Below are 7,740 nucleotides of genomic sequence, written 5' to 3'. Positions count from 1 at the left end.
GCTCACGAAGATCGTTTGAAAGCGCTCGCGTCATCAGATGCTGGCCTCCAATCCAGCCAGCATCTTGAATCACAAACCAGCTGCTTTGGGAATCCTACGATTCTCTCAAAACAGGAACCGCTCTAGGGCGAAGCAGCCGCGGAGCGGCGTCGCGGAGACCCTAGGATCCATGCCGCGACATCAATCGAGGACGCAGCGGAACAGAATCCCGCACTGTAGCAACGCTTTGAAGTCCCGGCATGGATCCTCGGGTCTGCGCCGCGTCGCTGCGCTCCTTGCTCCGCCCGTGGATGACGAAATGAAGGGGGCTCCACCAGCCGGAAGGATGGCCTGCACTCGAACAACTCGCCCAGCCGCTAATGCACCGCCGCCACATCCCTCAGATGCATCTCGTGCATCTTCAGCACCTCCAGCGTCTTCTTGGCGAATTCCTTCAACGCCGGGTCGTCGCCGGAGCGGGCGTAGGTGGAAAACAGCGCCACAGCCTGCTTGTGCGCTTCGGTCTGCAAGGCGATGTACCTGGCCTGGAAGGCCTCGCCATCCAGCGTCTTGAGCTGGTCGAGCATTGCCTGGTCTGCCGGCAACAGCGGCGGGCCTTCGGGCTTGATGGATGCCGTGGTCTGGCTCTTTTCCAGCGCCGCCTTGAAATCCTGGCCGGCCTTGGTGTGGTCCTTGACCATCAACGCGGCGAAATCGGCGACATCAGCCGCGACGCCCTTTTTCTGCGCCAGCTTGCTGCTTTCGATCTCGAAGCGATTGGCGCTTGCCAGCGTCTTGGTGAAGGTGTCGGTGTCGACCTTGTTCTCCGACACCGCCGGCAAGGTGCTGACCGCCTGCTGGGCAAAGGCTGAAGGCGCTCCGACCAGAAGGGCCAGCATGGCAATGGCGAGATGCGGTTTCATCGAAACGCTCCGTGAAGGTGTCCTCGCAGACCCAACGCGGCAGATGCGGTGAGGTTGCCAGCCGCGTCCCTTCTCTCGCGCGGGGAGCAGCGTGATCTCTCCCTACGGGCGGCGAGGCCCCAGCAGAAAGGCCGTCATCGTTGCGCTCACGCACGCCACCGCCAACAACGCCACGGCGCCCGAAGAGCTGGGCTGTCGGCGAATCGAAACAAGGTTTTGTGAAGCGGGAGCAGTTTGAACCAACCCGTCCAGGTCGGACCTGCTCCCATGTCGAACGGAATAGGCGCGGGTCAGCTCCGCGCCGAGCAGAAAGATCTCCGATGAATAATAGACCCAGAGCAGGATGACGAGCAGCCCTCCGGCCGCACCGTATGACGATGCGATCGCACTCGTGCCGATATACCAACCGATGAGCGACTTCCCCAATGTGAACAGGGCGGCGGTCACGACAGCACCGATCGCGACATCCCGCCATTCCAAGGCGCGGTCCGGCAGGACCTTGTAGATCGCCGCAAACATCACGGAGATCAGGGAAAAGGAAATCAACGTGTTGATCGCGCTCAGAACAAATTCGCCGAACGGCAAATGAGCGCTGATCAAATTGCCCAGGGCGGAGATCGCCGCACTCGCCACCAAGGACACCAGCAACATAAAGCCGAGGGCGGCGACCAGGCCGAGACTTGCCGCACGCGCCCGCAAGAGACGCGACAGCGAACTCCCTTTCGCTTCAACCTTCCATATTGCATTGAGGGCCTGCTGCATCTCGCCAAACACCGCGGAGGCGGTGACGAGCAAAGTGGCCACGCCGATGATGGCCGCCAGGGTCCCCGATGATTTGCTGGATGCCCCTTCGAGCGCTGTCTGAAGGAGCGCCGCACTTTCTGCACCCATCAGCCCCGATATCTGGGCCGACAAAGCCAACTGTGCCGCGTCATGGCCAAATGCGATGCCCGCTATGGCGACGACAATTATCAGAACCGGGGCCAGCGACGTGGCGGCATAAAAGGCCATCGCCGCGCCATGACTAAGCGCATTGTCGTCGACAAAGCCAACCACGCTTTCTCGCACCAGGTCCCATACGTTTTTGAGTGTGGGTCGCACTTCGAATCCGTGAAAGGGGTCGCAAACCGTCTCCTATCAATGCAGCGGGTCTTCCGATGTTCCGGCCGACTTGAGCGAGAGTTTCAGCGAGGGCGCGCCTGCCTCAGTGGCAGCACGCCTCGCCATATTGCAGCTGCTCGTTCCAGTCCGGCCGGCCTTCCGGGGTAAAGTCCATCAGGTTCCACAGGATCTCGCAGGTGCCGATGGCGCGCGGGTCCTGGCCGGGTTCGGTTGGCGCGAAACCGAGTTCCGACGACCAAAAATGCCTGATGCCGTCAGCATCTCGATGAAACACCGACAGCAGCGGGATCTGCGCACCGTCGGCCGACTCGGCGTTGTAGTCGCGCTTGAAGCTGTTGTTGGCCGAAGACACCAGCCGCATGTTGCGCCAGCCGCGATCCCGGCCCAGCGTGACCAGATTTTCCAGCGCCGTCTTGGCCACGACGGCGAAGTTGAAGCCTGCGGCTTCCAAATGGCCGACCGCGCCGTCGAACTGGTCGAGCAGCGCGGTGCAGGACGGGCACGGCTGGTCGGGCCGCGCGAGCTTCGCCGTGCCGCCGCTGGTCGCCACCTCGCGCGTCTCTTGCGGGTGGCGCGGAAACATCATCTGGTAGAGGATCAGCGTGTCCTTGCCGGGCGCGAACAGCTCCGACAGTTTTATCCGCGTCGGCTTGCCGGCGATATCCAGCCCCTCGAACACATAATCCTTCGGCACCAGCCCGCCCGGCGGCAAGGTGCGCCGCGCCTCGGCCACGGCTTCCATGGCGCGGCGCAGCTCGATTTCCTTCTTCAGCAGCTTTTCGCGCGCGGTGCGGTATTTGGCGGATTCGTTGGGAAAGGTGATCATGATCCGCTCCTTGGTTCCGCGTGCCGGCGTCCCGGCAGGGTGCTCTACCCCCTAAGGACGCGACACGCCGGCCGGTTCCGACATTTTGCATCGGAACCGCTCCGGCTTTGCGACATTGCCTTCATCGGCTCCAGCTTCCAGCACGGGGGGACGAAATGAGCGAGACCGACGAGATCGACCTGCGCTGTCCGCAAGTGGTGGCCGACAACGCCGCCAAGGGCTTGCGGCTGCGCAAGCAATTCGGGCGCGGCGGCACCGAGATCGGCATCGCGCGGGCCACCGAACTGAAGAACCGCGAGAAGCTGGCGCCGTCCACCATCCGCCGCATGGTCAGCTACTTTGCCCGCCACGAGATCGACAAGCGCGGCAAGAACTACGGCAATGAGGACAACCCCTCCGCCGGATACATCGCCTGGCTGCTGTGGGGCGGTGACGAGGGCCGCGCCTGGGCGCTGGAGCTCAAGCGGAAGATCGGCAACGCGCCGGATATCTGAGCGCAAGGTCCGCGCTTCACCCTTTCACCCCACCGGCGGTGAGGCCGGAGACGATCTTGCGCTGGAAGATCAGCACCAGCACCACCAGCGGCACCGTGACGATCACCGAGGCCGCCATGATGTTGCCCCATGGAATCTCGAACTGCGAATTGCCCGAGAGCAGCGCGATCGCCACCGGCACGGTCCGCCGCGCATCGTTGGAGGTGAAGGTCAGGGCAAACAGGAACTCGTTCCACGCGCCGATGAAGGCCAGCAGTCCGGTGGTCGCCAGCGCCGGCCACATCAGCGGCAGGAAGATGCGGGTGATGATGATCCATGGCGTCGCGCCATCGAGGATCGCCGCCTCCTCGACCTCAACCGGCAGGTCGCGGACAAAGGCGGTGAGCACCCAGACGGTGAACGGCAAGGTGAAGATCATGTAGGAGAAGATCAGCGCGAAGAGCGAATTGTAGAGGCCGAACATCCGCACCAGTTCGAACAGCCCGGCCAGCACAGCCACCTGCGGGAACATCGTGACCGACAGGATGGCGAACAGCAATGCCGAGCGGCCGCGAAAACGGACACGCGCCAGTGCGTAGGCCGCGGTGACGCCGAGGAACAGCGAGAGTGCGACGACCGCGCCCGAGACGACCAGCGAATTCAGGAGATTGCGCATGAAGGCGCCCTCGGCCAGCACGTTGCGATAATTGTCGAGGCTGGGTGCTTTCGGCCACGGATCGGCCTGGAACAGCTCGGTCCCCGATTTCAGGCTGGTGACGATGGCATAGTAGAATGGGAACACCGCGATGAGCACGATTGCCCCGACCAGCAGATAAAAGGCCGTGCGCTTCAGGAGCCACATCTCAGCGGCCTCCTTCCAGGCTTATCCGGCCGACGCGGATGGTGAGGATGGTGAGCAAGGCGAGGATGAGGAAGAGCAGGGTCGAGGCGGCCGAGCCATAGGCGAACTTGTCGAACTCGAACAGGTTCTCGCGGGCGAACACCGACATCGACTTGGTGTGCGCATTGTTGGGCGTCAGCACATAGATCAGGTCGAAGATGCGCAGCGCATCGAGCGCCCGGAAGATCACGGCCACCATCAACGCCGGGCGGATCAGCGGCAAGGTCACCCGCCAGAAGATCTGCCAGGGATTGGCGCCGTCGAGCCTGGCGACCTCGATGATCTCGCGCGGTAGCATCTGCAGCGCGGCCAGGATCAGCAGCGCCATGAAGGGCGTCGTCTTCCAGATGTCGACGATCAGCACCGCCGCCATCGCGGTGTCGGCACTGGCTGTCCAGGCGATCTTGGTGTCGATCAGCCCCAGATTGATCAGCACGACATTGATGATGCCGAACTGGTCGTTCAGCATCCACTGCCACATCTTGGCCGAGACGATGGTCGGGATCGCCCAGGGGATGAGGATCGCCGCCCTGACGATGCCGCGGCCGGGAAATTCGGCGTTGAGCACCAGGGCGACGACCATGCCGAGGATCGTCTCGCAGGTCACCGAAACCACCGCGAACCGCACGGTGTTCCACACGGCGCCCCACCAGACCGGGTCGAGAAGCAGCCCGTCGTGGATGACCCTGCCGCTCGGCATGCGCAGAACCGAGACATAATTGGCGAGGCCGACCCATTGGCGGGCGTCGAGATCGGACAGCGAGGCATCGGTGAAGCTGAAATAGACCGTGCGGGCGAGCGGCCAGCCGGCAGCGGCGGCGAGCACCAGAAGCATCGGCGCCAGGAACAGCCACGCCGAGCGCACACGCTGGCGCATCAGCCGCGAGCCCTGGCGCCGGTCGGTGGCATCGGCCGGTCGCGCGCTCACCAGCCCTTGCCTTTCAGCCGGGTCAGCGTCGCCTCGAGGTCGGCCAGATTGTCGGCGGCGCTGCCTTCGCCGGACAAGGTCTTGTGGACGGCGTTCCAGAACTGGCTCGACGCCTCGTTGTACTTATTCCTGGTCACCGCCGAGGGCCGCGGCCCGGCATTGAGGAAGACATCCTTCCAGTGCGGTATGATCGGCTGCTGGCTGGCGATGTCGGCATCGTCATAGAGCGCCTGGATGGTCGGCAGGTTGGCGGTCTTCAGCGTGCGGTATTTCTGCATTGCCGGCGAGGCAATGAACTTGACCAGTTCGATCGCCGCATCCGGGTGCTTGGAATATTTCGAGACCGCGAGGTTCCAGCCGCCGAGCGTCGCCGCCGGGCGGGCGCCCTCGCCCGTGCCCGCCGGCAGCGGCGCGACGTCGAACCTGCCCTTGATCGGCGACCCCTGGCTGTTGCCCAGCGCATAGGCATAGGGCCAGTTGCGCATGAAGACCGCATTGCCCGTCTGCCAGACGCCACGCGATTCTTCTTCCTGGTAGGCGAGCACGCCCGGCGGCGCGATCGTGCCGATCCAGCCCTTGGCCATGTCGAGCGCGGCCGCCGCCTGGGCGTTGTTGATGGAAATCGCGCCATCCGGCTCGACGATATGGCCGCCGCCGTTCGACACCACCCATTCGAACGCGTCGCAGGTCAGCCCTTCATAGGCGTTGCCCTGGAAGACGAAGCCCCAGATATCCCTGTTGCCCGAGGCCCGCTCATTGTCCATCACCAGCCTGGCGGTGTCGCCCAGTTCCTTCCAGGTGGCCGGCACCTTGGCACCATATTTGTCGAGCAGATCCTTGCGGTAATAGAGCGCCGGCGCATCGGTGAAGATCGGCAGCGCCACCAGCCTGCCGTCGACGGTCTGCGACTGGATGATCGACGGGAAATGCGTGGCCACGACATCCCTGGTCGCCTCGGTCAGGTCGACGAACTGCCTGGCGAGCTGCGGCGCCCAGATGACATCGGTCTGGTAGACGTCGACGTCGCTGTTGCCGGCGGCGAGCCACAGCCTGTACTGGCCGAACTGGTCGGTCCCGGACGACGGCATGGCGACGATGGTGACCTTGTCGCCGCTTACTTTCTCATAGCGGTCGAGGATCTCGCGCAGCACCTTGAGGCCGTTGCCGGTGTCACCCGAGACGATCGACAGTTCGACCGCCCGCGCCGAACCCGACGCGAGCACGGCAGCGACGCTCAACGCCAGCAATGCGTGGAAAACCTTCATCGCGGTGGATCTCCTTGGCAACTGGCGGCACAGAGCACCGGCAGCCGGTCAGACCCCACCGTTCATTGAATGCGGAGCGGCGCTTTGGGTTCCGAACAGGCCATGACCGGGGACGGCTGGGTCAGCCTTCCCAGGCGACGGGCCGCATGCCCAGCCGCTCGTAGAGCCGCACGGCGGCCGCGTTCTCGAGCGTATTGGTCTTGAGATCGACATGGGCGGCACCCCGGTCGCGAAAAATGGCGAAGGCGTGCCACATCAGGGCCTCGCCGACACCCTTGCCGCGTGCCTCCGGATGAACGGCCAGGTCCTTGACGAATGCCGAGCTCCAGCACAGTGCGGCCGCCGCCAGCCGGCCCTTGGCATCGATGACGAGGAAACACAGCGCCGGGTCGAATTCGGGATCTTCGGATATGCGTGGCCACCATTCGTCGAAGGGGCCGTCTGTGCCATCGTCGAACACTTCGCCCAGCAGCGCATGCAGCGGCAGCGCGTCACCGCGCTCGAAGCTGCGCATGACAAAACCGTCAGGCCAGTGCGGCGCAACCAGCGTCTCGTCGAAGATCTTGCGCAGCCGGATGTCGTTTGGAGCCGGCGGACGCGGTTCGGGCATCGCGCTCAGGCGTCGGGCTGCAGGCGCCCGCGCTTGCGGTCGACACCGAGGCCGGTGGCCTCGAGCAGGCCCTTGCGCTTGGCGTCGAAATAGTAGCCGGTCTGGTAGAGCCAGTCGGCCTTCTTGGCGTTGCCGTTCGACACCAGCCAGGCGCCGCGCAGATATTTGACCGCGTATTTGAGATTGGTCTCGGCGTCGAACAGGCCCTTGGCCGGCCCGTCATAGCCCATGCCGCGCGCCGTCGCGTGCTTGATCTGCATCAGTCCCCAATGGCCGTTATTGTAGGCCTTGGGATTGTAGGTGCTTTCGCGGTTGACGACATGGCGCACCAGATCCACCGGCACCTGGTAGAAGGCGGCGTATTTGACGATCAGGCGGTCGACGTCGCCGCGCATGCCGGTCGCATGCTGTTCTTCCGCCGGCTCGACCGGCGCCGACGGGAACTGCACCAGGGCAGCCGGGTTCTGCGGCACGACATAGGCCACCTGCTGCACGCCGGGCATTTTCTGGCCGCCCTTGGCAACCGCCGGCACGATGAGCCCCGCGGTCGTGTAGGTCCCGGCGACCCCGACCGGCTGGCCGGCCTTGGACGGCGGCGGCGCCTGCCAGGCATTGGCGGCCATCACGGCGGGGACTGCCGGCGTTGTAGGCGTTGCCCCGGCAAAGGCGGCGGTCGCCGCGGCCGGCTGGGCGGCGGGATCGAGTGCCGGGGC

Annotated in this window: 9 protein-coding genes; 1 reads left to right on the top strand and 8 read right to left on the bottom strand. The window is 64.5% G+C overall.

Features of this window, described 5'->3' with window-relative positions:
• Positions 1-356: 356 nt before the first annotated feature.
• From EOA36_RS20245 to EOA36_RS20235, 3 genes are all read right to left on the bottom strand, one after another.
• Positions 357-902 carry a DUF4142 domain-containing protein gene (locus EOA36_RS20245; protein WP_127279137.1) on the bottom strand — a complete coding sequence of 182 codons (546 nt, stop codon included), beginning with the start codon at positions 900-902 and terminating at the stop codon, positions 357-359.
• A gap of 102 nt (positions 903-1,004) precedes the next feature.
• A complete protein-coding gene (locus EOA36_RS20240) occupies positions 1,005-2,003 on the bottom strand; it encodes a YihY/virulence factor BrkB family protein (protein WP_127279136.1) in 999 nt (332 codons plus the stop codon).
• Positions 2,004-2,106: 103 nt separating this feature from the next.
• The gene (locus tag EOA36_RS20235; protein ID WP_127279135.1) at positions 2,107-2,850 is read right to left on the bottom strand and encodes a DUF899 family protein; all 744 of its coding nucleotides are present in this window, start codon (positions 2,848-2,850) and stop codon (positions 2,107-2,109) included.
• 155 nt (positions 2,851-3,005) lie between these two features.
• On the opposite strand from EOA36_RS20235, the gene EOA36_RS20230 reads away from it, so the two are divergent.
• Positions 3,006-3,344 (top strand): hypothetical protein, encoded by a 339-nt coding sequence (locus EOA36_RS20230; RefSeq protein ID WP_127279134.1) that lies wholly within the window; start codon positions 3,006-3,008, stop codon positions 3,342-3,344.
• A 16-nt stretch (positions 3,345-3,360) separates the two neighbouring features.
• Here the strand turns inward: EOA36_RS20230 and EOA36_RS20225 are convergent, their stop codons facing one another.
• The 5 genes from EOA36_RS20225 to EOA36_RS20205 form a co-directional block, all read right to left on the bottom strand.
• Positions 3,361-4,185, bottom strand: coding sequence for a carbohydrate ABC transporter permease (locus EOA36_RS20225; RefSeq protein WP_127279133.1), 825 nt, complete (start codon positions 4,183-4,185; stop codon positions 3,361-3,363).
• Position 4,186: 1 nt separating this feature from the next.
• Positions 4,187-5,101, bottom strand: coding sequence for a sugar ABC transporter permease (locus EOA36_RS20220; protein WP_127279139.1), 915 nt, complete (start codon positions 5,099-5,101; stop codon positions 4,187-4,189).
• A 47-nt stretch (positions 5,102-5,148) separates the two neighbouring features.
• On the bottom strand, positions 5,149-6,417 hold the full coding sequence (locus EOA36_RS20215) for an ABC transporter substrate-binding protein (RefSeq protein WP_127279132.1): 1,269 nt from the start codon (positions 6,415-6,417) through the stop codon (positions 5,149-5,151).
• A 121-nt stretch (positions 6,418-6,538) separates the two neighbouring features.
• On the bottom strand, positions 6,539-7,027 hold the full coding sequence (locus tag EOA36_RS20210) for a GNAT family N-acetyltransferase (RefSeq protein ID WP_127279131.1): 489 nt from the start codon (positions 7,025-7,027) through the stop codon (positions 6,539-6,541).
• A gap of 5 nt (positions 7,028-7,032) precedes the next feature.
• A partial coding sequence (locus EOA36_RS20205) for a lytic transglycosylase domain-containing protein (RefSeq protein WP_145969234.1) occupies positions 7,033-7,740 on the bottom strand: 708 nt, incomplete at its 5' end.

Origin of the sequence: Mesorhizobium sp. M8A.F.Ca.ET.021.01.1.1, assembly GCF_003998025.1 — a bacterium.
In the GTDB taxonomy this organism is placed as follows: Bacteria; Pseudomonadota; Alphaproteobacteria; order Rhizobiales; family Rhizobiaceae; genus Mesorhizobium.
This window is presented reverse-complemented; position numbering and strand designations above follow the sequence as displayed.